This is a genomic window from Streptomyces sp. MS191 (assembly GCF_008042125.1).
Taxonomy (GTDB): Bacteria; Actinomycetota; Actinomycetes; order Streptomycetales; family Streptomycetaceae; genus Streptomyces.
On record NZ_RDBI01000040.1, the window covers coordinates 738,234 to 763,307 of the forward strand.

The window sequence follows — 25,074 nt, forward strand, 5'->3', positions numbered from 1 at the left end:
GCCACAACGCGGTGGACCCGAAGCCCGACACCAGGACACCGGCCAGATAGAGGCCCGCGGTTCGTCTCATGCCGCTCAGCGTGGCGTCTGAGGTGGGCCCCGCGGATCGGTCATCCGCCCTATGCCCCCGGGCGGGCGGGGGTCACGCCACGGCCCCCTCGATGCCGGCCGCTCCCCCGGCGGCGCCGTCSGCGCCGCCGGCGACCGGCAAGATCAACCTCGACAAGGGCCGGGTCAACCTCCAGAAGAACCAGACGGTCTCCCTGGTCAAGGGCGGCCGGCCGCTGCTCTCCCAGGTCAAGATGGGTCTCGGCTGGGAGCCCGCCTACCGCGGCAAGGACATCGACCTGGACGCCTCGGTCATCGCCTACGGCCCCCAGCGCAACCACCTGGACAGCTGCTACTTCGGCAAGCTGTCCATCCTGAACGGCTCCGTCAAGCACTCCGGCGACAACCTGACCGGTGAGGGCGCGGGGGACGACGAGGTGATCGTCGTCGACCTCGGCAGGCTCCCGGCCGAGGCCACCGGCCTCGTCTTCACGGTGAACTCCTTCTCCGGGCAGAAGTTCACCGAGGTGGCCAAGGCCTACTGCCGGCTGCTCGACGCCGCGACCGGCGAGGAGCTGGTCCGCTTCGACCTGACGACCGCCGAGCCGCAGACGGGCGTCATGATGGCCAAGCTCATCAAGCAGTTCTCCGGCGAGTGGGAGATGACGGCGATGGGCGATTTCGTGAAGTCCCGTACGGTCCGCGGCATGGTGAAGCCGGCGGCGCAGGCGCTGTAGCCCTCTGGCACGAAGGAGCCCGCCGGTGCGACCGGCGGGCTCCCTCAGGTGTGCCGGAGGCCGTCGAGGAGCCGACGGCCCTCCGGCCGGTCCGCGGTCAGCCGCGGGGCTGACGGCGCCAGGGGCCGGTCACGGCGACCATGATCCCCGGGTCCTGGATGTTGGCGTAGAGCGTGTCGCCGTCGGGCGAGAAGACGACACCGGTGAACTCGCTGTCGTTCAGGTCGTTGCGGGCGATCGGATACGTGCGGCCCCGCTCGGTGGCGCCGAACAGGTGCGAGACGCCCTCGCCGTCCTCGGCGATGACCAGGCCGCCGTAGGGGGAGAGGGTGATGTTGTCCGGGCCGTCGAAGGCGCCGTCCTGCGACGGGTCCGGGTTCACGCCCAGCAGCACCTGGAGGGTGAGGGTGCGGCGCTTCGGGTCGTAGAACCAGACCTGGCCGTCGTGCGGGGTGCCGGGGCTCTCGTCACGGGCGTACGAGGAGACGACGTACGCGCCCCCGTCGGCCCACCACATGCCCTCCAGCTTGCGCGCGCGGGTGACCTCGCCGGCGGCGAACTGCTCGCGCACGGCGACGGTGCGGGCGTCGCGGTCGGGGACGTCCACCCAGTCGACGCCGTAGACCGTGCCGATCCGGGTGGCCCGCGAGAGGTCGTCCACGAACCGGCCCGCGGCGTCGAAGCACCGGGGCGCCTGGAGGACGCCCGCGTCGTCGGCGAGGGTGGCCAGCCGGCCGCGGCCGTGCCGGAAGCCCTTCGGCGGGACCCAGCGGAAGAGGAGGCCGTTGGGCTTGGCCGCGTCCTCGGTGAGGTAGGCGTGGCCGTGCCGGGGGTCGATGACGACGGCCTCGTGGTCGTAGCGGCCGAAGGCCTTGATCGGCTGCGGGTCGCGGTTGGCGCCGCGGTCGTGCGGATCGACCTCGAAGACGTAGCCGTGGTCCTTGGTCATGCCGTTCTGGCCGGCCCGGTCGGAGTTCTCCTCGCAGGTGAGCCAGGTCCCCCAGGGAGTACGGCCGCCGGCGCAGTTGGTGGAGGTGCCGGCGATCCCGACCCACTCGGCGACGCTGCCGTCACGGTGCACCTCGACGACCGTGCAGCCGCCGGCCGCGGCGGGGTCGTAGACGAGGCCCTCGGTGAGCGGGACGGGGTACGTCCACTTGGAGCGGGGCCCCTTGAGCTCGTGGTTGTTGACGAGCAGGGTGACGCCGCGACGGCCTTCGAAGGTCGCGGTCCCGTCGTGGTTGGACGGGGTCGGCTCACCCGACTCCAGCTTCGTGACACCGCTGCGGGTGATGACGCGGTAGGTGAAGCCGGCGGGCAGCGCGAGAATGCCCTGCGGATCGTCGACGAGCTCCCCGTAGCCGAGCCGGTGCCCGTGGCCGCGGCCGTGACCGTGCCGGTCGTCGTCCTCGGCGGCGAGCGCCTCGGGCGCGGTGGCCAGCGCGCCGACGGCGCCGGTGAGGGCCAGACCCGCGCCGGTGGCGGCGGACTTCCTGGCGAATTCTCTACGGTTGAGGGGCATGGCGATTTCGTCTCCCTGGGTCGCCCGGTGTCGGGGCACACGGTCCCGCCCGCGTATAAACGGGGGTTGAACAGAGAGGCGACCACACATGAACCTGCCCCCTTCCGGCCGGCGCGTCCTCGTCAGCGGGGCGTCCCGGGGACTCGGCCGCGCCGTGGCACGGGCCTTCGCGGCCAACGGCGACCGGGTCGCCGTCCACTTCGGTTCCCGGGCGGACGAGGCCCGCGAGACCCTCGACTCCCTGGAGGGCACCGGTCACGTCCTGACCGGCGGGGACCTCGCCGACCCGGCGGGCGCCGCCGCCGTGGCGGACGCGGCGGCGGAGGCGCTCGGCGGCATCGACGTGCTGGTGAACAACGCCGCCGTGAACATCCGTCATCCGCTGCCGGAGACCCCGTACGAGGAGTGGGTCGAGCTCTGGCAGCGGCACGTGGCCGTGAACCTGCTGGCCACGGCGAATCTCAGCCACCTGGCGGCACGGCGCATGATCGACCGGGGGACGGGCGGACGGATCGTCAACATCGGCTCCCGCGGCGCCTTCCGGGGCGAGCCGGACCACCCGGCCTACGGCGCGACGAAGGCCGCCGTCCACGCGCTGGGCCAGTCGCTCGCGGTCTCCCTGGCCCCGTACGGCATCGGCGTCGCCTCGGTGGCCCCCGGCTTCTTCGCCACGGAACGCGTCGCCGACCGCCTCACGGGCCCGGAAGGGCCGGGCATCCTCGCGCAGAGCCCGTTCCGACGCGTCGGCACGGCCGAGGAGATCGCCGCGGCGGTCCTCTGGCTGGCCTCGCCCGAGGCGGAATGGTCCTCCGGCACGATCCTCGACCTCAACGGCGCCTCGCACCTGCGGACCTGAGGCCCGCACCGGAGCGGGGGCCTGGGGGGTGTCCTGTCGATCAGGCCGGGAGCCCGGCAAGATCGGCAAGACACCCCCGAGGACGCGACGCCAATGGACGGACGGTGGATCCGGCCCGGAGCGGCGGACGGCGGTCCGTACCGTCGCGGCCTCGCCCCGGTCGCCGCCCGGTACGCGGCGCCGTCCCGCCCGGAGGGCCCGGCGCAGGCGCCCGGAGGGGCCCGGTGTCAGGCCCCCGAGCGGGACCGCGCCTTGAAGGCGGCCTTCCGGGCCTCCTTCGCCGCGCGCTTGTCGCGGTGCAGGCGGCCCATCGCCTCCAGGACCTCCGCCGTCGCCGGGTGGTCGACCCGCCACGCCGCCTCGAAGAAGCCGCTGTGCCGGCCCGTCAGACCCTCGATCAGGTCCTGGAGCTCCTCCAGGTCGCCGTCCGCGTCGAGTTGCGCCGCGATCGTGTCGACGGCCAGCCAGAAGATCATCGACTCCGGCGGCGCCGGGATGTCCGCAGCGCCGCGCTCCGCCAGCCAGACCCTCGCCAGGCCCCCGAGCCGGGCGTCGTCCAGCACCTCGCGCACCGCCGGCTCCGCGTCGGGCCCGACCAGGGCCAGCGCCTGCTGGCAGTGCAGCCGGCGCAGCGGCGAGCCGGCGTCGGCGCCGCGGGCCGCGTCGAGCAGTTCGCGCGCCGCCGTCACCGGGTCCCGGCCGTCCAGCCAGAGCAGGGTCTCGGCGCGGGCCGCCGGCTCGGGGTAGAAGGCGAGCCCGTCGAGCAGGACGTCCGCGCCCTTGTCCGTCAGGTCGCCCACCGCCGGCGCGTCCACACCGGCCTCCAGCATCCGGGCCCGCACGCCGTAGAGGCCGAGCGGCGTCAGCCGGACCATGCCGTAACGGGTGACGTCCTCGTCGTCCACCGCCGGCGCGGGCTCCTCGCCCTCCTCCGCCATCAGCGCCTCGTCGACGGGCTGGTACGCGACCAGGCCGATGGGTTCGAGCAGCCGGAACTGGTCGTCGAGGCGCATCATCGCCTCCGAGACCTGCTCAAGGACGTCGTCCGTCGGCTCCCCCATGTCGTCCGGGACGATCATCGATGCGGCCAGCGCCGGCAGCGGCACGGCGCCCTCGCCCACCCCGCCCTCGCTGACGGTCAGCAGGTAGAGGTTGCCGAGCACGCCCTCCAGGAACTCCGCCTCCGCCTCCGGGTTCCAGTCGAGCAGCTCGAAGTCGATCCGGCCGTCCTCGCCGACGACCTCCGCCAGGTCGTCGAGCACGGGCGCGGTGGCGTCGGCGAACACCGCGTCCAGGCCGTCCAGCCAGATGCCGAGGATGTCGCGCGGCGTCCCGCCGGTGACGAGCGCGAGGTTCTCGCCCGTGGACACCGCGCCGGGCTCGTCGTCGTCCTCGCCGTCCTCGACCTCCACGAGTCCGGTGTCGACCGCGACGCGCCAGGCCTCGCTCGCGTAGGCCTCGCCGTCCTCGTCCGCCGTGAGCCCCAGTGCCTCCGCGGCCGCGGGCAGTTGCTCGTCGACGAGTTCGCCGCCCGCGCCGACCCGGGTCCCGGGCCCGGCCCAGCGGGCGAGCCGCACGGCCCGGGCGAGGAGAGGGGTGACCAGGGCGTCCCGCGCCAGCTCCGCGTCCGAATGCAGCCGAACCGGGGGCAGGGTGGGGCGATCCGATGCCATCTGKGGTCTTCTCCTAGGAAACATACGTGGGGCCAGGGCGGGTTTCAGCGTAGACGTATTTGGGCCGGGGCCAGGCGGTTCACCGATCCGTCAGCCTTCGTACACCCGTCGACTCTTGACAAGTCCACCGCTCTCACAAGAGATTGACGCGCGTAGATACCATCGACCGATCCTCCAAGCGCCTCCGGAGAACCTTGATGCCTTCCTCCATACCGAGATCGGCGGCCGTGGCCGCCGTCGTGTCCGCCGCACTCGCCGCCGGCCTGCTCGCCGGCGCGGGCGGCGCAGCCGCCGAGGACAGTGCCACCGCCGCCGGCGTCCGCATCCACGACATCCAGGGCACCACCCGCGTCTCGCCCCTCGTGGGCCAGCAGGTCACGGGCGTCACGGGCGTCGTCACCGGCGTCCGTACCTACGGCTCGCGCGGCTTCTGGATCCAGGACCCGCAGGCCGACGACGACCCGGCCACCAGCGAGGGCCTCTTCGTCTTCACCAGCTCCGTCCCGACCGTCGCCGTCGGCGACGCGGTGAGCGTGAACGGCACCGTCGGGGAGTACGTGCCCGGCGGCCTGAGCTCGGGCAACCAGTCCCTCACCCAGCTGGCGAAGCCGGCCGTCACCGTGGTCTCCTCCGGCAACCCGGTCCCGGCCCCGGTCACCATCTCCGCCTTCTCCGTCCCGGACGCGTACGTCCCCGAGGGCGACCCGGCCGCGGGCGGTTCCGTCAACGGCCTGACGCTCGACCCGGAGACGTACGCCCTGGACTACTACGAGTCCCTGGAGGGCACCAACGTCCGGGTCGGCACCTCGCGGGTGGTCGGTGCCACCGACCCGTACTCCGAGCTCTGGGTGACCGTGAAGCCCTGGGAGAACGCCAACCGCCGCGGCGGCACGGTCTACGGCGCGTACGACGCCCAGAACGGCGGCCGCCTCCAGATCCAGTCGCTGACCCCGGTCGCGCAGCAGCCCTTCCCGAAGGCGAACGTCGGCGACGTGCTCGCCGGGACCACCGAGGGACCGCTGGACTTCAACCAGTTCGGCGGCTACACGCTGACCGCCCGCACCCTGGGCACGGTCGTCGACCGCGGCCTGGAGCCCGAGACCACGGACCGCCAGCACAAGAACGAGCTGGCCGTGGCGACGTACAACGTCGAGAACCTGGACCCGTCCGACCCGCAGGAGAAGTTCGACGCCCTGGCCGCGGCCGTGGTGGAGAACCTCGCCTCGCCCGACATCGTCGCCCTGGAGGAGATCCAGGACGACAACGGCGCCAAGAACGACGGCACGGTCTCGGCCGAGCAGACGCTGAAGAAGTTCACGGACGCCATCGTCGCGGCCGGCGGACCGGCGTACGCGTGGCGTTCGATCGACCCGGAGAACAACAAGGACGGCGGCGAGCCCGGCGGCAACATCCGTCAGGTCTTCCTCTTCAACCCCGAGCGGGTCTCCTTCACCGACCGCGCGGGCGGCGACGCGACCACCGCCACCGCCGTGGCCCGCGGCGAGAAGGGCCGCGCCGCGCTGACCCTCTCGCCCGGCCGGATCGACCCGGCGAACACCGCCTGGGAGGCCAGTCGCAAGCCGCTCGCGGGCGAGTTCACCTTCCGCGGCCGCACGGTCTTCGTGATCGCCAACCACTTCGGGTCCAAGGGCGGCGACGAGGGCATCACCTCGCACCACCAGCCGCCCGTCCGCTCCTCCGAGGCCAAGCGCCTCCTCCAGGCGCAGGCCGTCAACGCCTTCGTCAAGGACGTCCTCGCGGTCGACAAGCAGGCCGACGTGCTGGTCCTCGGCGACATCAACGACTTCGAGTTCTCCGGGACCACGACGGCGCTGACGGACGGCGGGGCGCTCTTCCCCGCGGTGAAGTCGCTCCCGCGCAGCGAGCGTTACTCGTACGTCTACCAGGGCAACAGCCAGGTTCTCGACCAGATCCTGACGAGCCCCGGGGTGCACCACTTCGAGTACGACAGCGTCCACATCAACGCGGAGTTCGCGGACCAGAACAGCGACCACGACCCGCAGGTGCTGCGCTTCCGCCCGTAGGCCCTGTCGCCGAAGCCCCGCCCGGCCCGCGCCGCACGACACCGGACACCGCGAGCCGAGCGGGCGCTGCTTCGACGCCGGACCCGGTCACCCTCCGCCACCCGCCCGGCCCCGCCCGGGCGGGTGGCGGCGTGTCCGGGGGGCCGGCGCCCGTTCCGGGACCGGGCGCCGGGCCCCCGCGGCCCGTCGTGGCAGACTCCGGGCCATGCTCCTACGCCCCGCCACGCGCGCCGAACTGCCCGCCGTCCTCGCCCTGCTGGCCGACGAGGAGAAGGTTTCCGACCCCGGCGCGGTGGTCGTCACCGAGGCGTACGAGCGGGCGTTCGCCGACATCGATGCCGACCCGCGCAACGAGGTGCTGGTGCTCGTGGACGAGGGCGGGACGGTCATGGGCTGCCTGCAGGCCACCTACATCCCGGGGCTCGGCAAGGGCGGTGCCGAACGGGCCCTGATCGAGGCGGTCCGGATCAGGGCCGACCGGCGGGGCGGCGGCCTGGGGCGGGAGCTGATGGAGCGAGCGGTGGACCGGGCCCGCGCCCGCGGCTGCGCGCTCGTACAGCTGACCAGCTCCAAACGGCGGACGGATGCCCACCGGTTCTACGCCTCCCTCGGCTTCGCGCGCAGCCACGACGGGTTCAAGCTGTCCCTGTAGGCGGGCCGCGGACGGCCTGCGCCGGCACACTTCAGAGCTGCTGGCGTCTCACCCCAAGCAGATCTAAGTGGACCTTCGCGGCCGGCTCCGCCCAGACTTCCCGGATGAGCACTGAACGCCCCTTCGGCCGCGCGCTGTGCGCGATGATCACTCCTTTCACCCCCGCCGGCGCCCTCGATCTCGACCGGGCCGGCGACCTCGCCGTCCGTCTCGTCTCCGAGGGCTGCGACGGCCTCGTCCTCAGCGGCACGACGGGCGAGTCGCCGACCACGACGGACGCCGAGAAGGCGGCGCTGGTCCGGGCCGTCCGCGCGGCCGTGGGACCGGGGCCCTCGGTCGTCGCGGGGGTCGGCACCGCCGACACCCGGCACACCGTCGCGCTGGCCGAGCAGGCCGCGGAGGCGGGCGCGGACGGACTGCTGGTCGTCACCCCCTACTACAGCCGTCCCCCGCAGGCCGCGGTGGAGGCGCACTTCCTCAAGGTGGCGGACGCGACGGAACTGCCGGTCATGCTCTACGACATCCCGGGCCGCACCGGTACCCGCATCGAGCCGGAGACCCTCACGCGTCTGTCCGGCCACCCGAGGATCGTCGCCGTCAAGGACTGCGCCGACGATCTGGGGGCCTCCGCCCGGATCATCGCGAGCACCTCGCTCGCCTACTACTCGGGGAGCGAGGAGCTGAACCTGCCGCTGTACGCGGTGGGGGGCGCGGGGTACGTCAGCACCGTGGCCAACGTGGTGCCGGGCCCGATGCGGGCGGTGCTCGACGCCTTCGACAAGGGCGACACGGCGGAGGCGGCACGGCTCAACGCCCGCACGCTGCCGTTGGTCACCCTGATGATGGCCGCCGGTCTGCCGGGCACGGTGACGGCGAAGGCGCTGCTCGGAGACCACGTCCGGGAACCGCTGCAGCCCGCCGACCGGGAGGCGGTCGACGGGCTGCGGGCGGCGTACGAGGAGCTGGTTCAGTCGTGGACGTAGGTGGTGCCGAGGACGGCCACGTGCTCCAGGACGTCCTCCAGGGGGTCGTCGATCTGGCCGGTGGAGACCAGCGAGACCCTCGGGGCGTTGTGCGCGTTCGTGTGGGTCTCGTCCGCCGCGGCGACTGCCGCCGACTGCAGTACGACCGCCGCGGCCAGCACTCCGGCGGCCCCGGCCGCACGGGCCGCTCCGACCACGGTGGGCCTCGTCCTCATGTCCGGCTCCTCGCCTCGTCCGCTCGTGCGACGCCGTGACTCCGCGTCGCGTTGCTAACGCGGAGTCACTGGTATCGGTCACGCTCAGTTGTTCTGATCTCGATGCTGGCCAGGGGGTCAACTTGCCCCGTGGGCTGTATCGGGGCCTTTCTTCGGTGCTCACGCAGCACCGTCACCAGCTTCCCGAAGGCGCGCGTACTCAGCCCGGAGAACGGGGCTATCCAGGACGGCTCCGACGCCGTAATCACACAGCCACATCGAGATCATCTCGCCCCATGCGACCACTTCTGCTCAGGCCGGTGGCCGAGAATCCTGCCATGAGCGAAGGTGACCGCCACGAGGCATCCACACGTACATTTCTTGCATGCGCAGCCGACGTGGCCCGCCTGCTAGACCTTGAGGCCGCGACCGACGTGCCTGAAGACCGACGTGCGCGGCACCTGGCCGGAGCCGCACGAAGGCCACTGCTGGAACGCGCCACCCTGTCTGAGGAGTTCTTCGATCCGCTGATGGCCGCTGCTGTCTACGACCCGGACCCAAGCTTCTGCCTCTGGTTCGTCGAGCCGGCGCTCTACGCATTCGGGCGTCGCAGGGTCATGACAGCACTGCTCGGCTACCTCCGAACGGGCACGACCGCAGAGATAGCCGGTGCCCGCCGGGCCTGGTACTGCGCACATCTGCCACTACGTGCTGACCGGTCACCGGCCTACGCGCCCAGCGGAAGTCGCGATCCTGCCCTGGATGAAGTGGACGACGTGGTGGACCAGTGGCGGAAGTCGTCCAGCACCCAGCAGCGTGATCACTGTGCCTCAGCGAGCCACGACCAAGCCTGAGACCCTCGTGGCCAAAGCGCCGTGGTGCAACTCCTCGGGTTCACGGGACAACCCTTAGCGTCCACCCACCGCAGTGACGAAGGAAGTGGGACACCGTGCAGATTGCAGGCGTCGACCTGTACATCAATCATCCGCGCGTGGCTCTGGGGTCTCCGGACTGGATTCCGGATGATCTGGACCTGGACGGGAAGCCAGCCACATCCTCGGATACACACGTGATCCTCCGAGCGCAGGCTCAGACTGTCTTGATCAAGGTGCGACTCTTCCGCGACCACGGCGAGGGTGTCGCGACAGACTCCTCGTTCACCACGGTGCTTGATCAGACTCTCTACTTGGCGGATAGGAGATTCGCAGTGGGAGACGTCCTGGGGGAGAGCCGCTTCGTGAAGTACATCGGAGGACCCCAGCGCTGGCACGCACGCATCTCGGTCGATGACCCTGACGGTTACGCCCACGCCATCGATGTGGTCCTGCGGCCTGAGAGTTAGGAGGTCACAGCCGTGCCCCTTACGTGCCCGTTCACGCGGTATCCCAAGGGGAACTGCAGTGAAGAGCGGATCCGGGAAACGAATCGACCCTGACCGTTCGTGCTGGTCAGGGTTCATTCACCTGCGCGGTGGGTGTCGGATTTGAACCCACGGCGACTCGCGCCACGACGGCTTTTAGGTTGCTCAAAAGGGCGAGCTTTCCACTGAAGCTTCATCGACCTATTCACCCGAGGGGCAGGCTCGCACCTCAATAGATGGAAAGCGGTGGCACCTCTACCCTCAAACCTGAATCGCGCAGTTTCTGCTGCCAGTTCCTCTCTATCTCTGCAAGGCCTCGACGAAGCTCTCCCCACCCTTCGATGGAATTCGGCAAGTCTTCTCCCCTAGCCCAAGCCCCCATCAACATCCGCATCTCACTCCTGGAAAGGAAACCCACTTCTGCGGCCGAGTATCCACATACGTCTCCATCCGTGGAAATATCGAGGAAATAGCATATCTCGGCAACGCGTTGACGCAGCTCGGCGTTGAGGATGAAGGACTGCTCGAAACCCAAGACCAAGCATATTTTGGTGACACTCAGCACGGTCTCCTCGCTGGGCTGATCAACGAGTCGGATGGGGTTTTCGAGATAGGCGGATAGAATGTTCTCTACGGCCGTTCTCTCTCTGGCCTCCTTTCCCCTCCTGCTGTCATCCTCAATGGCCTGGCTTCGAGCCTTACTTGCATCCTCCAGGGCCTCCTGTCGGGCTATCTGCGCTTGACGGCGAGCCCCCATCCTTCCGACAGTTTCACCACTTAACCCAATGAGTCCGCCAAGAAGGACAGTCACAATTGTCCCCCATTCCATATTCCCTCCCTGCTCAAGAAGTGCATCCCGCAAGGATGCCCGTCGATATCCGCACTCCCAAGTGTGGCCAGTGCAGTGCACGCCCCTCAGTGAAGAGCAGGCCCTCGGCTAACCATCCCCACACGCGAGAGCCGGCATGCATCCTCGTCTGCGATAGTCTCCCACCGCTCTCGTAGCCATAGCCGGCGGATAGCACAACAACACGGCGATCGACGGACGGCGCCAGATCGCCTCGGCTCCTTCGCTAGAGCCCCCTGAAGCCTCAGCAGGGTCGGTATGACCGCTGCTGACAGACCCGGCCAGAGCTACTGGTTCAGGTGTTGTCACCGGTTCGCAGCTCTGCCTTTCGCCAGCGGGCATAGCCGTCGAGGTGTCGCTTGTTGGCCATAATCTCCTCCACGCGGATTCGGATCGGCCCACAGTGCAGGGCATCGCACGAGCGCGGGAAGCTGCCTTCGACGAGCGAGATAGCGCTGAGCACGACACCTGCCAACTCATCAACCGCGGCATACAAGCAACGAGCAGTGCTCATAGCGGTCGCCCACCCGGATGCCGTTCGGACTCGTGCCACATCCGTGCCAGATCGTGCGGGGAACCACGGGGAACGAGGGACGTTGTCGAGGTCTGGGTGTCGATCAGCTCCCGCAACGCCTGTGCAGGTCAGACGTGGCCCCGCCCTCCCGCTCTCCAAAGCGGTGGCGTTCAGTAAGCGGCGACGGCACTGTGTATCCGTGCTGGCTGAAGACGACTACTTGCTTCGCGTAGGCCGCCTCTCCTACCTGGTCACCTATCTGGAGTGACATGTTCTAGGGGACCTCCCGCACATCCCAGGCCTTCCTGCGGAATTGGAAGTACGGAAGCTGGTCGGCATGACCACCGGACGCCCTGGCGCAGACCTTCCAGAGCCAGGAGGTCCGGTAGCCGGGTTGCCATCGTTTAGCAGCCCCCTCGGGTGGCAGCGGCCGCTGGGCTCGTCCGTGCAGCAGCGCGATACCGCAACCCCAGCGACCGCCGCCACTCGGTGGCGCCCCTCGGGCACCGCGTAGCGGCCGGAATAGGTGTTGCTGACCGACCCCGCTAGAGCTACGGATCAGAAGGTCGATGGTGCGGAGAGTCGGCCGGCGGAGTACGGTCCGCTCATGTCGTCCGGCTCCCCTCCCCGATGCCCTCAGTGCAGTCAGCCAATGAAGTTCGGCGGATTCGCCCTCTGCGATCGTGGTGGTGAACGCGTTTGCCGAGGCGTATGGGCCTGTTTGCAGCGCCACATCTGGTGGCAGTGGGCGGATCGGCCGGAGACCTCACCAGAACGCTGCCCTCACCCGGAACTGTTCGTTGGCTGACCGCCAGTGCAAGAGTGAGTATCCAACCGCGTGACAACGCCGACGAACAGCGGCGGAAGAGCGCGGACGTCTGCGGACCATCAGTACAGGGAGAGACCCGCCGCCCCAGGGCAGCTCTCACCCAGTTGCTTCGAGACGAAGAGGTCCCCCTGCCGCAGCCGTGCCACATCAGGCGGTCAACCATGGTCAACGACGGCTCACCATGGTCGAGATGCGCCGTCCACCTGGTCTGCTGCCACAGCCGGAACAACCTGGGGAACTCCGCAGCCGGCCACGTCCGTCCTTACAAGGCTGTGGTATCCCATCGGCAACCGAGCTCCGGGTAGTTAGCCTGCGGCCACCAGCCGTTGCCGACCTTGGAGGATCCGTGGCCCACGCTGCTCTCACCGAACCGGATCGGCTGTGGTCGGCGCAGGAGGTCTTGTCGCGTCCCAGCCCGGTGCCGGCGGCGGCCGGGGTCTATGGGTGGTACTTCGAGAAGGCTCCCAGTACAGACCTCGCGGCTGGGCACCTGCTCTACGTCGGCATAGCCCCGCGGTACATGGCGAACCGGACCAGTACGCAGAACCTGCGCAAGCGCGTTCGGTACCACTACCGGGGCAACGCGGCCGGATCTACGCTTCGCCTCACGCTCGGTTGCCTGCTCGGGATCGAGCTGCGTCGCGTAGGCAGGAGCGGGACGCGCATGACCTTCGGCAAGGCCGGGGAAGCGGCCCTCAGCCAGTGGATGGCGGAGAACGCAGAAGTGTGCTGGACCGAGCACGACGAACCGTGGACCCTGGAGTCGGAGCTCATCTCTCGACTCGACCTGCCGCTGAACCTCGACCAGAACCGCCACAACCCGTTCCACAGCCGCCTCAAGGAACTGAGGTCCCAAGCCCGGCAGCGTGCACGAGAGCTGCCCGTCAGCGCATAGACCATCCATCGGTCTGACATCGGCAACTGACATCAACGGCAGCGAACGAGGCTGCACCACAGCATCCGGAGTCGGACTCGGGAGCGACCGATGAGCCCGGTTCTGGCACACCGCACAGCGCTGCGATCGAACTTGCCCGGCGGATGTCCCCCTCAACGCACGAGCGCCCTCCCGGGCCGTCCTGGGGCCGTGGAAGGGCGCTCGATGGTGACCAACGTCGACAGCTGCCGACAGCTCAGCAGCAGGTCAGAGCGGTGATCGATTGAGTGGCCGCAGGTGACGGCCACCGTCGATCAGTTGTGGCTGTGCAGGACCTCGTTGAGCCCGCCCCAGACCGCGTTGTTCGGGCGGGCCTCGACGGCGCCGGTCACCGAGTTGCGGCGGAAGAGGATGTTCGAGGCGCCGGACAGGTCACGGGCCTTGACGACCTCGCCGTCGGGCATGGTGACGCGGGTGCCGGCGGTGACGTAGAGGCCGGCCTCGACGACGCACTCGTCGCCGAGGGCGATGCCGACGCCCGCCTCGGCGCCGATCAGGCAGCGCTCGCCGATGGAGATGACGACGTTGCCGCCGCCGGACAGCGTGCCCATGGTGGAGGCGCCGCCGCCGATGTCGGAACCGTCGCCGACGACGACGCCGGCGGAGATCCGGCCCTCGACCATCGAGGTGCCCAGGGTGCCGGCGTTGAAGTTGACGAAGCCCTCGTGCATGACGGTGGTGCCGGCGGCGAGGTGCGCGCCGAGACGGACGCGGTCGGCGTCGGCGATGCGGACGCCGGCGGGCGCGACGTAGTCGGTCATCCGCGGGAACTTGTCGATGGAGGTCACCTGGAGGTGCAGGCCCTCGGCGCGGGCGTTCAGCCGGACCTTCTCGACGTCGTCCACGGCGACCGGGCCGAGCGAGGTCCAGGCGACGTTGGCGAGGAGGCCGAAGACGCCGTCGAGGCTCTGGCCGTGCGGCTTGACCAGCCGGTGGCTGAGCAGGTGCAGACGCAGGTAGGCGTCGTGGGCGTCGAGCGGCTTCTCGTCGAGCGAGGAGATGACGGTGCGGACGGCGACCACCTCGACGCCACGGCGGGCGTCCACCCCGAGGGCCTTGGCGGCGCCCTCGCCGAGGGCGTCGACGGCGGCGTCGGGGGTGAGTCGCTCGGTGCCGGCGGGGCCGGGCGCGTCGGTCAGCTCGGGGGCCGGGAACCAGGTGTCGAGAACGGTGCCGTCACCGGCGATGGTGGCGAGGCCGGCGGCGACGGCGCCGGTGGTGCGAGGAGCAGTGGTCATGCGGAAAACCTAACGGTCGGCCCCCTGCCCGGGCCAACCGGTCTCAGGTGTCGGTCGGGCCTCCTGGCGGAAACACCGAGGCCGCGGGGTCGGTCTCGGCGGGTTCTCCGACGGCGGCGGCGGGCGTCCCCTGCCGGGCGACCGGGGGGTTCGGTTGGCGGCGGCGGGCCGTCAGTGCGCGCCGCCCAGGTTCAGGACCACGACCCCCGCGACGATCAGGGCGATCCCCGCCAGCTTGGCGGCGCTGACCGACTCGTTCATGAAGAGGATGCCGATCGCGGCGACGGCGGCGGTGCCCACACCCGACCAGATCGCGTACGCGGTGCCGATCTGGAGGGTCTTGAGGGTCCGTGCCAGCAGGCCGAAGGCCACCAGGTACCCCACGACCGTGATCACCGAGGGCCAGAACCGGGAGAAGCCCTCGCTGTACTTCATCGCCGTCGTCCCGACGATCTCGGCCGCGATGGCCCCCGCGAGCAGTCCGTATCCCATGGACCGAAAGGTATCCAAACTCGTGTGCGACCGTGCGCCCCGGCTGCCGCTACCGTGTCCCGCATGACGCACTACTCGGGGCCGTACGGATACGGCTACCCTCCGCCGCCTCCGCCGCCGAAACCCGGCGTGATACCCCTGGCACCGCTCCGCTTCGGCGAGATCCTGACCGGCGCCTTCACCACCTTCGGCCGCTACTGGAAGCCCCTGACCGGCGTCGCGGTGGCCGCCTTCGGCGCCGCCACGGTGCTGGTCGTCGCCGCCCTCGGCATCGCCTACGCGGCCGTCGGCGACCACCTGACCCGGATCATCGACCTCCCGTCCGGACAGGACCCGTCCTGGGACGACGGCCGGCCGCTGCTCGTGGCGTTCGGCTGCGTCTGGCTCTTCGCCATGGTGGTCCTGGTCGTGGCGAGCGGCGTCGTCCACGCGGCCTGCCCGGCCGTGCTCCAGGAGGCGGTCCTGGGCCGTCCCACGACCTTCGGCCGGGTCTGGGGCCGCGCCTGGTCGCGGATGCCGGCCGTGCTGGGGACCGTCTTCCTGACCATGCTGCTCATGCTGGTCCCCTTCGCCCTCTTCGCGCTGGCGATGGTGGGCCTGGTCCTCGCGTTCGTCGCCGCGGCGACGGAGTCGGGCGACGCCTCCTTCGCCCTGCCCCTGGTCGCCCTGCTCGCCCTGCTGGCGCTCGCCCCGCTCACGACCTGGCTGTGGGTGAAGCTCAGCCTGGCGCCGGCGGCCGCGGTCTTCGAGGACCAGCGCGCGACGGCCGCGATGCGCCGCTCGTGGCAGCTGGTGACCGGTTCCTGGTGGCGGATCTTCGGCGCCCTGCTGGTGGCGGGGATCATCTCCTCGGTCGTCAACTTCGCGCTGCAGCAGGTGTTCGGCGCGATCGCCTCGATCCCGACGGCGTTCCCCGCCGGTGACGGCACCGGCCCGGAGTCCGTCACCGAGGTGCTCGCGCTGTTGGGCCCCGGCCTGGTGATCGCGGCGATCGGGTCGCTGGCCGGGCAGATCCTCTCGTCGGTGCTGCCGCCGCTGGTGGCGGGGCTGGTCTACGTCGACCAGCGCATCCGCAAGGAGAACCTCGCCCCGGCCCTCGTCCAGGCCGCCGGGGCACCGCCGTTCAGTCCGTGAGCGACCGCTTCGGCCGCAGCACGCAGAACTCGTTGCCCTCCGGGTCGGCGAGGACGACCCAGGTCGCGTCCTCGCCCTGCCCGACGTCGATCCGCCGCGCCCCGAGCGCGACGATCCGCTCGACCTCCGCGTCCCGGTCGTCGGGCGAGAGATCGAGGTGCAGACGGTTCTTGACGGTCTTGGGCTCCGGCACCGGCAGGAAGCACATCCCCGGGAAGGTGTGCTCGTCGGCGCCGATGACGATCTCGTCCTCCGCCTCGAAGAGCACCTTCCAGTCCAGCACCGCGGCCCAGAAGCGGGCCTGAGCCGGAAGATCGTGCGCGTCGACGGCGAGGTGGTACATGCGAACGGCCATGCCCGCCAGTGTGCCTGGTGAGCATGGCCGTAAGCGAGCGAATCGCGGGGCGCGACCTCGCGTCAGACGTTGAAGCCGAGCGCGCGCAGCTGCTCGCGGCCGTCGTCCGTGATCTTGTCCGGACCCCACGGCGGCATCCAGACCCAGTTGATCTTCAGCTCGCTGGCGAGGCCGTCGGTGGCGGCCTTCGCCTGGTCCTCGATCACGTCGGTCAGCGGGCAGGCCGCCGACGTCAGCGTCATGTCCAGCGTGACGACGTTGGTGTCGTCGATGTGGATGCCGTAGATCAGGCCGAGGTTGACCACGTCGATGCCCAGCTCGGGGTCGACGACGTCGTACAGCGCCTCGCGGATCTCTTCCTCGGAGGCCGGCTTCATCGTGGCCCCAGCGTTCTCGGTCATGCCGACTTCCTCGCAGACTCTTGTTCCGCTCCGGCCATCGCCTGCGCCGTCGCGTCCTTCCACGCCATCCAGCTGAGCAGCGCGCACTTGACCCGGGCGGGGTACTTGGAGACGCCCGCGAACGCGATCGCGTCCTCCAGGACCTCCTCCATCGCGTCGTCCGGCTCGATCTGGCCCTTGGACTGCATCAGCTCCAGGAAGGTGCCCTGGATCTTCTGCGCCTCGGCCAGCTCCTTGCCGACGAGCAGCTCGTTCAGCACCGAGGCCGAGGCCTGGCTGATCGAGCAGCCCTGGCCCTCGTACGAGACGTCCTCGATGCGCGAACCGTCGTACTTCACCCGGAGCGTGATCTCGTCACCGCACGTCGGGTTGACGTGGTGCACCTCGGCGTCGCCGTCCCGCAAGCCCCGGCCGTGCGGGTGCTTGTAGTGGTCCAGGATGACGTCCTGGTACATCGAATCCAGCTTCACGACCAACCCCTACCCGAAGAAGTTCCGTACGTGCTCCAGACCCGCGACGAGGGCGTCGACCTCTGCCGGCGTGGAGTACAGATAGAACGACGCCCGCGTGGTCGCAGGAATTCCGTAGCGCAGGCAGACCGGCCGGGCGCAGTGGTGACCGACCCGGACCGCGATGCCCTCCTCGTCGAGGACCTGGCCCACGTCGTGCGGGTGGATGTCGCCGAGCACGAAGGAGATCGCCGCGCCGCGGTCCTCGGCCGTGGTGGGGCCGATGATCCGCAGGTCCGGGACCTCCTGGAGGCGGCGGACGGCGTACTCGGTGATCGCGTGCTCGTGGCGCGCGATGTTCTCCATGCCGATCGCCGAGAGGTAGTCCACGGCCGCGCCGAGGCCGACGGCCTGGGCGATCGGGGGCGTACCCGCCTCGAACTTGTGCGGAGCCGGCGCGTAGGTCGAGGAGTGCATCGAGACGGTCTCGATCATCTCGCCGCCGCCGAGGAACGGAGGCAGGTCCTCCAGGAGCTCCTGCCGTCCCCACAGCACACCGATGCCGGTCGGGCCGACCATCTTGTGACCGGTGAAGGCCACGAAGTCGGCCTGCAGCGCCTGCACGTCGAGCACCATGTGCGGGGCCGCCTGCGAGGCGTCGATGCAGACCAGCGCACCGACCTCCTGCGCACGCCGGATGATCGTCTCCACCGGGTTGATCGTGCCCAGCAGGTTCGAGACCAGCGTGAACGAGACGATCTTGGTCTTCTCGGTGATGACCTCTTCGATGTTCGAGAGGTCGAGACGGCCGTCGTCGGTGAGGCCGAACCACTTCAGCTTCGCGCCGGTGCGCTGCGAGAGCAGCTGCCACGGCACGATGTTCGAGTGGTGCTCCATCTCCGTGATGGCGATCTCGGTCTCGTGGTCCACGCGGTAGGGCTCGTCGGCCCAGCCCAGCATGTTGGCCACGAGGTTGAGCGACTCGGAGGCGTTCTTGGTGAAGATCACCTCGTCGCGGCTCGGCGCGTTGATGAACGCCGCGACCTTGTCACGGGCGCCCTCGTACAGCGCCGTCGCCTCCTCGGCGACCGTGTAGACGCCGCGGTGGACGTTGGCGTTGTGACGCTCGTAGTACGCGTTGAGCGCGTCGAGGACCTGCCGCGGCTTCTGCGACGTCGCCGCGGAGTCGAGGTACACGATCTTCTTGCCGTCGTGGACCACGCGATCCAGGAGCGGGAAGTCCTTGCGGATCGCCTCGGTGTCGAGGAGGCCGGAGAGCCCCTGATGGGCAGAAGTCACGCGGACGCGCCACCCTTCACGTACTTGTCGTAGCCCTCGTTCTCCAGCTGGTCGGCGAGCTCGGCGCCGCCGGACTCGGCGATGCGACCGTTCGCGAAGACGTGCACGAAGTCGGGCTTGATGTAGCGGAGGATCCGCGTGTAGTGCGTGATCAGCAGCGTGCCGACCTCGCCGGTCTCGCGGACGCGGTTGACGCCCTCGGAGACGATGCGCAGCGCGTCGACGTCCAGGCCGGAGTCGGTCTCGTCGAGGATCGCGATCTTCGGCTTGAGCAGCTCGAGCTGGAGGATCTCGTGGCGCTTCTTCTCGCCGCCGGAGAAGCCCTCGTTGACGTTGCGCTCGGCGAAGGCGGGGTCCATCTGAAGCTGCTCCATGGCCCCCTTCACCTCCTTCACCCAGGTGCGCAGCTTGGGGGCCTCGCCGCGGACGGCGGTGGCGGAGGTGCGCAGGAAGTTGGAGACCGAGACACCGGGGACCTCGACCGGGTACTGCATGGCCAGGAACACACCGGCGCGGGCGCGCTCGTCGACCGACATCTCCAGGACGTCCTCACCGTCGAGGGTGACGGTGCCGCCGGTGATCGTGTACTTCGGGTGGCCGGCGAGGGAGTACGCCAGGGTCGACTTGCCGGAGCCGTTGGGGCCCATGACGGCGTGGGTCTCGCCCTGCTTGATGGTCAGGTCGACGCCCTTGAGGATCTCGCGGGGGCCGTTCTCCGCCTCGACGGAGACGTGCAGGTCGTGGATTTCAAGCGTTGCCATGGGTGACTCAGGACTCCTGGGTGACGGAGACGAGCACATCGTCCCCTTCGATCTTTACGGGGTATACGGGGACGGGGCGCGTCGCGGGAAGGCCGGACGGCTTGCCGGTGCGGAGGTCGAAGCTGGAGCCGTGCAGCCAGCACTCGATGGCGCAGTCCTCGACCTCGCCCTCCGAGAGGGAGACGTTCGCGTGCGAGCAGATGTCGTTGATCGCGAACACCTCGCCCTCGGTCCGCACGACCGACACCGGCGTGCCGTCGACCTCGACCCGCTTCGGGGTGTCGGCCTCGAGCTCGCTCAGTGCGCAGACTCGGACGAAGGCCATCAGACGGAAGCCTCCAGCTCGGCCTCGATCTTCGCGATCAGGCGCTCCTGGACGTCGGGCAGGCCGATCTGCTGGACCAGCTCGGCGAAGAAGCCACGGACGACGAGGCGGCGGGCCTCGGACTCCGGGATGCCGCGGGCCATCAGGTAGAAGAGCTGCTCGTCGTCGAAGCGGCCGGTGGCCGAGGCGTGGCCGGCGCCGGTGATCTCGCCGGTCTCGATCTCCAGGTTCGGCACCGAGTCGACCCGGGCGCCGTCCGTCAGGACCAGGTTCCGGTTCAGCTCGTAGGTGTCGGTGCCCTCGGCCGCGGCCTGGATGAGCACGTCGCCGATCCAGACGGCGTGCGCGTCCTGGCCCTGCAGCGCGCCCTTGTAGGCCACGTTGGACTTGCAGTGCGGAGTGTTGTGGTCGACCAGCAGGCGGTGCTCCTGGTGCTGGCCGGCGTCGGTGAAGTACAGGCCGAAGAGCTCGGCCTCGCCGCCGGGGGCGGCGTACTGGACACGCGGGTGGATCCGGACGACGTCGCCGCCGAAGGTGACGACGACGGACTTGAAGGAGGCGTCCCGGCCGACCAGCGCGTTGTGCTGGGCGACGTGGACGGCCTTCTCGTCCCAGTCCTGCACGGAGACGACGGTCAGCTTGGCGCCGTCGCCGAGGAGGTAGTCGACGTTGGCGGCGAGGACCGCGTCACCGGTGTGGTCGATGACCACGACCGCCTCGGCGAAGGCGCCGAGCTCGATCACCTGGTGGCCGAAGGCGGTGCCGCCCTGGCCGTGCACGGAGATCCGGATGGGCTCGGTGAGGACGGCCTCCTTGGCGACGGTGACGACCGAGGCCTTCTCGAAGGAGGAGAACGCCTGGGCGGCGACCCGGTCGACCGGCGTGCCGGCCTTGCCCAGGCGCGCGTCGTCACGGCCGACGGTCTCCACGGTGACGCCCTCGGGGGCCTCGATCTCGACCTTGACGCCCTCGCCGTTCGCGGTCGCGGTGCCGTCGTGCAGACCCCGCAGGCGCTCCAGCGGGGTGAACCGCCACTCCTCCTCACGGCCGTGCGGGACGGGGAAGTCCGCGACGTCGAAGGACGGGGGCGCGCTCATGCGCGTGGCGACGGTGGACTCGGCGGCCACCGCGATCGAGCCGGCGGTGGTGGAGCCCGCCGGGATGTTCTGAGCCTCAGCCATGGCTGTCGTCTTGCTCTCTTCCTGCCTCGTCGTACGCGCCCGCCGGGTGCGGGCGGCCGGTCCGGCCGGACACCCTGAGGTGCCGGCCGGGAACCTGCCGCCGTGCGGCGGGCTCGCGGGGCTCAGCGACTGAGCCCGGGTCGTTTGGTGTGGTCCGCGGGGGCGTCAGCCCACCGCGCCTTCCATCTGGAGCTCGATCAGCCGGTTGAGCTCGAGGGCGTACTCCATCGGCAGCTCCTTGGCGATGGGCTCGACGAAGCCGCGCACGATCATCGCCATCGCCTCGAACTCGGTCAGTCCGCGGCTCATCAGGTAGAAGAGCTGGTCCTCGGAGACCTTGGAGACGGTGGCCTCGTGCCCCATGGAGACGTCGTCCTCGCGGACGTCGACGTAGGGGTACGTGTCCGAGCGGGAGATCGTGTCGACGAGCAGCGCGTCGCACAGCACGTTCGACTTGGCGCCGGGGGCGCCCTCGCCGATCTCGATGAGACCGCGGTAGGAGGTGCGGCCGCCGCCTCGCGCCACCGACTTGGAGACGATGTTCGACGAGGTGTTCGGGGCCATGTGGACCATCTTGGCGCCGGCGTCCTGGTGCTGGCCCTCGCCCGCGAAGGCGATGGACAGCGTCTCGCCCTTGGCGTGCTCACCCATCAGGTAGACGGCCGGGTACTTCATGGTGACCTTGGAGCCGATGTTGCCGTCGACCCACTCCATGGTCGCGCCCTCGTAGGCCACGGCGCGCTTGGTGACCAGGTTGTAGACGTTGTTCGACCAGTTCTGGATCGTCGTGTAGCGGCAGCGGCCGCCCTTCTTCACGATGATCTCGACGACCGCGGAGTGCAGCGAGTCGGAGGAGTAGATCGGGGCGGTGCAGCCCTCGACGTAGTGGACGTAGGCGTCCTCGTCGACGACGATCAGCGTCCGCTCGAACTGGCCCATGTTCTCCGTGTTGATGCGGAAGTAGGCCTGCAGCGGGATCTCGACGTGCACGCCCTTCGGCACGTAGATGAACGAGCCGCCGGACCACACGGCCGTGTTCAGCGAGGCGAACTTGTTGTCGCCGACCGGGATGACCGTGCCGAAGTACTCCTTGAAGAGCTCCTCGTGCTCCTTCAGCGCGGTGTCGGTGTCGACGAAGACGACGCCCTGCTCCTCCAGGTCCTCGCGGATCTGGTGGTAGACGACCTCGGACTCGTACTGGGCGGCGACACCGGCGACGAGGCGCTGCTTCTCCGCCTCGGGGATGCCGAGCTTGTCGTACGTGTTCTTGATGTCCTCCGGCAGGTCCTCCCAGGACTCCGCCTGCTTCTCGGTGGACCGGACGAAGTACTTGATGTTGTCGAAGTCGATGCCCGACAGGTCGGAGCCCCAGCTCGGCATGGGCTTCTTGTCGAAGAGGCGCAGACCCTTCAGCCGCAGCTTCAGCATCCACTCCGGCTCGTTCTTCTTCTCGGAGATGTCGCGGACGACGGCCTCGGAGAGGCCGCGCTTGGCGACGGCACCGGCCGCGTCCGAGTCGGCCCAGCCGTACTCGTACCGACCCAGGCCCTCGAGCTCGGGGTGGCTGATCTCGGTGGTCATGCGGGGTTCCTCCCGGCCGTACTTGCGGATGCTGATGATGGGTTGGTCTGTGGGGCGCCGTGCGGGATGAACGTCGTGCAGACGCCGTCACCATGCGCGATGGTGGCCAGACGCTGGACGTGCGTTCCCAGGAGGCGGGAGAAGATCTCCGTCTCCGCCTCGCACAGCTGGGGGTACTGCTCGGCGACATGGGCGACCGGGCAGTGGTGCTGGCAGAGCTGCTCGCCGACCGGCGCGTTCCGCGCAGTGGCAGCGTACCCGTCCGCACTCAGGGCCTTGGCAAGAGCCTCGGCGCGCTCGGCGGGCTCCGCCGACTCGACGGCCTCGCGGTAGGCCTCGGCCTGCGCCTCGAAGCGGTCCCGGGCGAAGGCGGCGACGGCCGCCTCTCCCCCGGCGTTCCGCTCGATCCAGCGGAGGGCCTCGACGGCCAGGGTGTCGTAGGACTGGTCGAAGGCGTCCCGGCCGCAGTCGGTGAGGGCGAAGACCTTCGCCGGGCGGCCCCGGGTCCGGGCGCCGTAGACCCGCTTCTCGCGTGCTTCCACGACGTTGTCGCCGACCAGTGAGTCCAGGTGGCGGCGTACGGCGGCCTGGGTGAGGCCGAGCCGCTGCGCCAGGTCGGCGACGGTGGAGGGCCCGTGGTCCAGGATGGAGCGCGCGACCCGGTTGCGCGTGGACCGCTCACCGGTCGCGAGTTCCTCCGCTGGGGCCTCGCCGACGTATTTCACAACGCCATTGTTGCGTAATTCCTCGGAGAGTGACAAGCGACGTCCACGACGGAGGCGGTGCCGTGCATCACTCAGGTAAGGCTTACCTGACCTGCGTAAACGATCATTCGTAGGACGAATGAGGCGCCCGGTGGACGGAGCGCCCGCCACCCCTCTCTAGACTTCCGGCATGCGATACGAGTCCGTCGTCCAGGTCAGGGGCCTGGTCAAGCGGTACGGAACCAAGACCGCCGTCGACGGCCTCGACCTCGACGTCCGGGCGGGCACCGTGACCGCCGTCCTCGGGCCCAACGGGGCCGGCAAGACCACCACGATCGAGACCTGCGAGGGCTACCGGAGGGCCGACGCCGGCACCGTCCGCGTCCTCGGCCTCGACCCGGTCGCCGACGCCGCCGAGCTGCGCCCCCGGATCGGGGTCATGCTCCAGTCCGGCGGCGTCTACTCCGGCGCCCGCGCCGACGAGATGCTGCGCCACATGGCCCGGCTCCACGCCCGTCCACTGGACGTGGACGCCCTGATCGAGCGCCTCGGCCTCGGTTCCTGCGGCCGGACCGCCTACCGGCGGCTCTCCGGCGGCCAGCAGCAGCGTCTGGCGCTCGCCATCGCCGTCGTCGGGCGCCCCGAGCTGGTCTTCCTGGACGAGCCCACCGCCGGCCTCGACCCGCAGGCCCGCCGGGCCACCTGGGAACTCGTCCGCGAGCTGCGCGCCGACGGCGTCACGGTCGTCCTCACCACGCACTTCATGGACGAGGCCGAGGAACTCGCCGACGACGTCGCCATCGTCGACGCCGGCAGGGTGGCCGCCCAGGGCAGCCCCGAGCAGCTGTGCCGCGGCGGCGCCGAGAACACCCTGCGCTTCACCGGACGCGCCGGCCTCGACCTCGGCTCGCTCCTCAAGGCCCTGCCCGACGGCACGGCCGCGGCCGAGCTGACGCCCGGGGCGTACCGCATCAGCGGCGCCGTCGACCCGCAGCTGCTCGCCACGGTCACGACCTGGTGCGCCCAGCACGGAGTGATGCCCAGCGGCATCTCGGTCGAGCGCCACACCCTCGAAGACGTCTTTCTGGAGCTGACGGGCAAGGAGCTGCGGTCATGAGCACGGGAACCTACGCCCCCCGGCCCGGGGCCGCGCCCGTCGGCCGGATGATCGCGGCCCAGACGGCGCTCGAGACGCGGATGCTGCTGCGCAACGGCGAGCAGCTGCTGCTGACCGTGATCATCCCCTCGCTGCTGCTGGTGCTGTTCTCCACCGTCGACGTCGTCGACACGGGCACCGAAGCGGCCGTCGACTTCCTCGCGCCGGGCGTCCTCGCCCTCGCCGTGATGTCCACCGCCTTCACCGGCCAGGCCATCGCGACCGGCTTCGAGCGCCGCTACGGCGTACTCAAGCTGCTCGGGGCGTCCCCGCTGCCGCGCTGGGCGCTGATGACCTCCAAGACGCTGTCCGTCCTGGTCACCGAGGTGCTCCAGGTCGTGCTGCTGACCGCGATCGCGCTGGCGCTCGGCTGGTCACCGCAGGGCGGTCCGCTCTCCGTGCTCCTGCTGCTGGTGCTGGGCACGGCGGCCTTCTCGGGCCTGGGCCTGCTGATGGCGGGCACGCTGCGCGCCGAGGCCACCCTGGCGGCCGCGAACCTGGTGTTCCTGCTGCTCCTGGTGGGCGGCGGGGTGATCGTGCCGCTGGACCGGTTCCCCGACGCGGCCCGGGCCGTCCTGGAGCTGCTGCCGAACTCGATCGCTCCGTGGAAGCCCTGCTCGGGCGTGACGAAGAGGCTGTCGTCGGTGCACTTGGGCCAGGTGTCGCAGCCGAGCCCGGATCCGGTCAGCCGGACCGCGCCACCGGTGACGATGATGACGACGCTCATCACGACGGCGGAGAGCGCGGCGCGCCGGAGCGTCCGGGGGGACGGGGTCCAGCGCCTGGCGATGAAGGCGAGGGGGG

At 70.1% G+C, this 25,074-nt stretch carries 25 protein-coding genes and 4 pseudogenes; 11 read left to right on the top strand and 18 right to left on the bottom strand.

What is annotated here, in order from left to right; all coding sequences use genetic code 11:
• Positions 1 to 146 precede the first annotated feature (146 nt).
• Positions 147 to 785, top strand: a pseudogene (locus EAO71_RS10300) (TerD family protein); the annotation flags it as partial.
• A 97-nt stretch (positions 786 to 882) separates the two neighbouring features.
• Here the strand turns inward: EAO71_RS10300 and EAO71_RS10305 are convergent.
• The gene (locus tag EAO71_RS10305) at positions 883 to 2,307 is read right to left on the bottom strand and encodes an alkaline phosphatase PhoX (RefSeq protein ID WP_147977448.1); all 1,425 of its coding nucleotides are present in this window, start codon (positions 2,305 to 2,307) and stop codon (positions 883 to 885) included.
• A gap of 88 nt (positions 2,308 to 2,395) precedes the next feature.
• Here EAO71_RS10305 and EAO71_RS10310 point away from each other — a divergent pair, with 88 nt between their 5' ends.
• A complete protein-coding gene (locus EAO71_RS10310; RefSeq protein WP_147977449.1) occupies positions 2,396 to 3,163 on the top strand; it encodes an SDR family NAD(P)-dependent oxidoreductase in 768 nt (255 codons plus the stop codon).
• A gap of 227 nt (positions 3,164 to 3,390) precedes the next feature.
• Here EAO71_RS10310 and EAO71_RS10315 read toward each other — a convergent pair whose 3' ends face one another.
• Positions 3,391 to 4,836 carry a hypothetical protein gene (locus EAO71_RS10315; protein WP_147977450.1) on the bottom strand — a complete coding sequence of 482 codons (1,446 nt, stop codon included), beginning with the start codon at positions 4,834 to 4,836 and terminating at the stop codon, positions 3,391 to 3,393.
• Between the two features lie 197 nt (positions 4,837 to 5,033).
• On the opposite strand from EAO71_RS10315, the gene EAO71_RS10320 reads away from it, so the two are divergent.
• From EAO71_RS10320 to dapA, 3 genes are all read left to right on the top strand, one after another.
• The gene (locus EAO71_RS10320) at positions 5,034 to 6,881 is read left to right on the top strand and encodes an endonuclease/exonuclease/phosphatase family protein (RefSeq protein ID WP_147977451.1); all 1,848 of its coding nucleotides are present in this window, start codon (positions 5,034 to 5,036) and stop codon (positions 6,879 to 6,881) included.
• A gap of 205 nt (positions 6,882 to 7,086) precedes the next feature.
• Positions 7,087 to 7,533, top strand: a complete 447-nt coding sequence (locus tag EAO71_RS10325) for a GNAT family N-acetyltransferase (protein ID WP_147977452.1) — start codon at positions 7,087 to 7,089, stop codon at positions 7,531 to 7,533.
• Positions 7,534 to 7,637: 104 nt separating this feature from the next.
• A complete protein-coding gene (gene dapA / locus EAO71_RS10330; RefSeq protein ID WP_147977453.1) occupies positions 7,638 to 8,516 on the top strand; it encodes a 4-hydroxy-tetrahydrodipicolinate synthase in 879 nt (292 codons plus the stop codon).
• Here the strand turns inward: dapA and EAO71_RS10335 are convergent.
• Both EAO71_RS10335 and EAO71_RS10340 read right to left on the bottom strand, forming a co-directional pair.
• Positions 8,501 to 8,731 carry a hypothetical protein gene (locus EAO71_RS10335; protein ID WP_187282772.1) on the bottom strand — a complete coding sequence of 77 codons (231 nt, stop codon included), beginning with the start codon at positions 8,729 to 8,731 and terminating at the stop codon, positions 8,501 to 8,503. The genes dapA and EAO71_RS10335 overlap by 16 nt on opposite strands.
• A gap of 161 nt (positions 8,732 to 8,892) precedes the next feature.
• Positions 8,893 to 8,979, bottom strand: a pseudogene (locus EAO71_RS10340) (IS5/IS1182 family transposase); the annotation flags it as partial.
• Between the two features lie 69 nt (positions 8,980 to 9,048).
• On the opposite strand from EAO71_RS10340, the gene EAO71_RS10345 reads away from it, so the two are divergent.
• Positions 9,049 to 9,564: a hypothetical protein gene (locus tag EAO71_RS10345; RefSeq protein WP_187282628.1), complete on the top strand. Its 516-nt coding sequence runs from the start codon at positions 9,049 to 9,051 to the stop codon at positions 9,562 to 9,564.
• Between the two features lie 95 nt (positions 9,565 to 9,659).
• Entirely contained in the window at positions 9,660 to 10,052 is a 393-nt protein-coding gene (locus EAO71_RS10350; RefSeq protein ID WP_147977454.1) for a hypothetical protein, read from the top strand.
• A gap of 247 nt (positions 10,053 to 10,299) precedes the next feature.
• Here the strand turns inward: EAO71_RS10350 and EAO71_RS10355 are convergent, their stop codons facing one another.
• A complete protein-coding gene (locus EAO71_RS10355; protein WP_147977455.1) occupies positions 10,300 to 10,899 on the bottom strand; it encodes a hypothetical protein in 600 nt (199 codons plus the stop codon).
• 313 nt (positions 10,900 to 11,212) lie between these two features.
• On the bottom strand, positions 11,213 to 11,431 hold the full coding sequence (locus EAO71_RS10360; RefSeq protein WP_261992084.1) for a hypothetical protein: 219 nt from the start codon (positions 11,429 to 11,431) through the stop codon (positions 11,213 to 11,215).
• Between the two features lie 1,019 nt (positions 11,432 to 12,450).
• Here EAO71_RS10360 and EAO71_RS39965 point away from each other — a divergent pair.
• Positions 12,451 to 13,155: a GIY-YIG nuclease family protein gene (locus EAO71_RS39965; RefSeq protein WP_410093984.1), complete on the top strand. Its 705-nt coding sequence runs from the start codon at positions 12,451 to 12,453 to the stop codon at positions 13,153 to 13,155.
• A gap of 293 nt (positions 13,156 to 13,448) precedes the next feature.
• Here the strand turns inward: EAO71_RS39965 and dapD are convergent, their stop codons facing one another.
• Entirely contained in the window at positions 13,449 to 14,432 is a 984-nt protein-coding gene (gene dapD, locus EAO71_RS10375) for a 2,3,4,5-tetrahydropyridine-2,6-dicarboxylate N-succinyltransferase (protein ID WP_147977458.1), read from the bottom strand.
• Between the two features lie 171 nt (positions 14,433 to 14,603).
• Positions 14,604 to 14,924, bottom strand: a complete 321-nt coding sequence (locus EAO71_RS10380; RefSeq protein ID WP_147977459.1) for a DMT family transporter — start codon at positions 14,922 to 14,924, stop codon at positions 14,604 to 14,606.
• 63 nt (positions 14,925 to 14,987) lie between these two features.
• Between EAO71_RS10380 and EAO71_RS10385 the strand changes: the two genes are divergently transcribed.
• Positions 14,988 to 16,058, top strand: a complete 1,071-nt coding sequence (locus EAO71_RS10385) for an oxidoreductase (RefSeq protein WP_147977460.1) — start codon at positions 14,988 to 14,990, stop codon at positions 16,056 to 16,058.
• Here the strand turns inward: EAO71_RS10385 and EAO71_RS10390 are convergent.
• From EAO71_RS10390 to EAO71_RS10430, 9 genes are all read right to left on the bottom strand, one after another.
• Positions 16,048 to 16,413, bottom strand: a complete 366-nt coding sequence (locus EAO71_RS10390) for a VOC family protein (protein ID WP_147977461.1) — start codon at positions 16,411 to 16,413, stop codon at positions 16,048 to 16,050. The genes EAO71_RS10385 and EAO71_RS10390 overlap by 11 nt on opposite strands.
• Before the next feature lie 62 nt (positions 16,414 to 16,475).
• Complete coding sequence (locus tag EAO71_RS10395; protein WP_147977462.1) at positions 16,476 to 16,814, bottom strand: metal-sulfur cluster assembly factor; 339 nt, start codon at positions 16,812 to 16,814, stop codon at positions 16,476 to 16,478.
• Complete coding sequence (gene sufU, locus EAO71_RS10400) at positions 16,811 to 17,284, bottom strand: Fe-S cluster assembly sulfur transfer protein SufU (RefSeq protein WP_147977463.1); 474 nt, start codon at positions 17,282 to 17,284, stop codon at positions 16,811 to 16,813. The genes EAO71_RS10395 and sufU overlap by 4 nt, the downstream gene beginning before the upstream one ends.
• Positions 17,285 to 17,293: 9 nt before the next feature.
• Positions 17,294 to 18,562 (bottom strand): cysteine desulfurase, encoded by a 1,269-nt coding sequence (locus EAO71_RS10405; RefSeq protein WP_147977464.1) that lies wholly within the window; start codon positions 18,560 to 18,562, stop codon positions 17,294 to 17,296.
• Complete coding sequence (sufC, locus tag EAO71_RS10410) at positions 18,559 to 19,323, bottom strand: Fe-S cluster assembly ATPase SufC (RefSeq protein WP_147977465.1); 765 nt, start codon at positions 19,321 to 19,323, stop codon at positions 18,559 to 18,561. Before sufC ends, EAO71_RS10405 begins: the two co-directional genes overlap by 4 nt.
• A gap of 7 nt (positions 19,324 to 19,330) precedes the next feature.
• Positions 19,331 to 19,648, bottom strand: coding sequence for a bifunctional 3-phenylpropionate/cinnamic acid dioxygenase ferredoxin subunit (locus EAO71_RS10415; RefSeq protein WP_030492833.1), 318 nt, complete (start codon positions 19,646 to 19,648; stop codon positions 19,331 to 19,333).
• The gene (gene sufD / locus EAO71_RS10420; protein WP_147977466.1) at positions 19,648 to 20,829 is read right to left on the bottom strand and encodes a Fe-S cluster assembly protein SufD; all 1,182 of its coding nucleotides are present in this window, start codon (positions 20,827 to 20,829) and stop codon (positions 19,648 to 19,650) included. Before sufD ends, EAO71_RS10415 begins: the two co-directional genes overlap by 1 nt.
• Positions 20,830 to 20,994: 165 nt before the next feature.
• Positions 20,995 to 22,410: a Fe-S cluster assembly protein SufB gene (gene sufB, locus EAO71_RS10425; protein WP_147977467.1), complete on the bottom strand. Its 1,416-nt coding sequence runs from the start codon at positions 22,408 to 22,410 to the stop codon at positions 20,995 to 20,997.
• Entirely contained in the window at positions 22,407 to 23,135 is a 729-nt protein-coding gene (locus EAO71_RS10430) for a helix-turn-helix transcriptional regulator (RefSeq protein WP_147977468.1), read from the bottom strand. Before EAO71_RS10430 ends, sufB begins: the two co-directional genes overlap by 4 nt.
• Before the next feature lie 169 nt (positions 23,136 to 23,304).
• Here EAO71_RS10430 and EAO71_RS10435 point away from each other — a divergent pair, with 169 nt between their 5' ends.
• On the top strand, positions 23,305 to 24,231 hold the full coding sequence (locus tag EAO71_RS10435) for an ABC transporter ATP-binding protein (protein ID WP_147977469.1): 927 nt from the start codon (positions 23,305 to 23,307) through the stop codon (positions 24,229 to 24,231).
• Positions 24,228 to 24,866 (top strand): annotated as a pseudogene (locus EAO71_RS10440) (ABC transporter permease); the annotation flags it as partial. The gene EAO71_RS10435 and the pseudogene EAO71_RS10440, both read left to right, overlap by 4 nt.
• Positions 24,867 to 24,949: 83 nt before the next feature.
• Here the strand turns inward: EAO71_RS10440 and EAO71_RS39970 are convergent.
• Positions 24,950 to 24,997 (bottom strand): annotated as a pseudogene (locus EAO71_RS39970) (hypothetical protein); the annotation flags it as partial.
• Positions 24,998 to 25,074 lie beyond the last annotated feature (77 nt).